The following is a 1604-nucleotide window of genomic DNA, read 5'->3' as shown; positions in this document are numbered from 1 at the left end:
ACCGAAAACACCGCGAACGCGACCGCGAGTGCCCCGAGCACCAGGATCGGTACATAGACGTTCATGCTCACCTCCGGTGCTGCGCGCGGATTCCCGGTCGCGTGGCGCTGCCCCGGGCACATCCCCCAGGACCCTCGGCGTGCTGTGAGCCACGGCACACACACTAGTAGCGTCGGCGCCGGACTTGTCCCGGATTCGGGTGCGGACTTACCCCCGGCGTGTCGGCGCGGCCGATCGGCGAAAAAGCAGTAGCGTGCTGCGGCTTCCGTGCTGTGGTTCCGCCCGGATCAGGTGGCGGGACGTTGCTGCGCGGGGGGCAACAGCAGCCGCAGTACCTCGCGTCCCAACCGCATCGGATCGACGGGGTGCGGCACCGCCGCCTCGGCGCGCGACCACGAGGCGAGCCAGGCGTCGTCGGCCCGGCCGATCAGCACCATTATCGGCGGGCACGGATCGATTTCGTCCTTGAGTTGCCGCGCGATTCCCAGTCCACCGGCGGGCGCGGTCTCCCCGTCCAGGATCGCCAGATCGATCCCGCCGGCGTCCAGGTTCGCGATCACGACGGGCGCGGTGGCCACCTCGACGTATTCGAGGGGCGGCAGATCCGGGTGCAAGGTGGTGCCGAGCGCGGCCATCACGCGCTCCCGTACGGTCGCGTCGTCGCTGTATACGAGGACGCGCAGCGGGGTGCGGTGGCTGGTGCGGGCAGGCGCGTCGGTCACGAGCCCGATGCTAGAGGCTCGAACACCCGCCCGTGTACAACCGGTCGCGCTCGTCGGCCGTGTCGCTCCTCCGGTCACCGCTGTCGGTCACCGGGGAGTTCGTTCCCCCGGGATCGGTGCGGTCGCAACCGACACCCGAAGGAGTCGTCGGGCTGCGCAAGATCGCCGGGAACACTTCGGCACTTCGCTGCATCTGGTCTACGAGACCGAGACAGCACCCGGGCGAGCACCCGGCCATCGACACCAGGAGTTCGAATGAGCGGAAATCCCACCAGCGCAGGACCCACCAGCGCAGGATCCACCGGTACGGGCACACAGATCCGGTTCGACAGCAACGGCGACGGCATCATCGACACCGTGGCGGTCGATCTCGACGGCGACGGCATCGCCGAGCAGGTCGGCTACGACACCGACGGCAACGGCGCGGTCGACGTTCTGCTCACCGATACCGACGGGGACGGGTACTACGACATGCAGGAGGTCGACACCGACGGGGACGGGCGCCCGGACACCACCTACCTCGACACCGACGCCGACGGAATGGCCGAGGTCGAGCTCACGGACAGCGACGGTGACGGCGCGGTGGACTGGGTCGTGCACGACACCGACGGCGACGGCTACATGGATGTCCACGAGCACTACGACCCGTCGAGCGAGGAGGCGGGCGCGTCCGGGGACCCGTTGGTCTGACTTCCCGTCGATTACCGGTCACAGCGGCACCATGATCGGCACGGAGCTGGGCGTCGTGGAGTCGATGCCCAGCTCTCCGTTGCTGTTCTCACCCCAGCAGTAGAGGTCGTCGCCGGTCACCGCGCAGCTGTGCCGCAGTCCCGCCGACATGGTGAGGGTGGGCTCGGACAGAGCACTCTTCGCCGGCACCAC

General features: G+C 68.8%; 3 protein-coding genes. 1 reads left to right on the top strand and 2 read right to left on the bottom strand.

Translation table 11 applies throughout. The features are described 5' to 3' along the window. Positions 1-287: 287 nt before the first annotated feature. Positions 288-722, bottom strand: coding sequence for an Rv3143 family two-component system response regulator (locus tag Q8814_RS26050; protein ID WP_456239123.1), 435 nt, complete (start codon positions 720-722; stop codon positions 288-290). Between the two features lie 255 nt (positions 723-977). On the opposite strand from Q8814_RS26050, the gene Q8814_RS26045 reads away from it, so the two are divergent. Beyond that, a complete protein-coding gene (locus tag Q8814_RS26045) occupies positions 978-1412 on the top strand; it encodes a hypothetical protein (protein WP_330154815.1) in 435 nt (144 codons plus the stop codon). Positions 1413-1430: 18 nt separating this feature from the next. Here the strand turns inward: Q8814_RS26045 and Q8814_RS26040 are convergent, their stop codons facing one another. Then, positions 1431-1562, bottom strand: a complete 132-nt coding sequence (locus Q8814_RS26040; RefSeq protein ID WP_330154816.1) for a hypothetical protein — start codon at positions 1560-1562, stop codon at positions 1431-1433. Positions 1563-1604 lie beyond the last annotated feature (42 nt).

It is taken from the genome of Rhodococcus chondri, from assembly GCF_036327435.1.
In the GTDB taxonomy this organism is placed as follows: Bacteria; Actinomycetota; Actinomycetes; order Mycobacteriales; family Mycobacteriaceae; genus Rhodococcus; species Rhodococcus chondri.
Note: the sequence above shows the minus strand (reverse complement) of the source record. Positions and strands in the feature narration are given on the sequence as shown.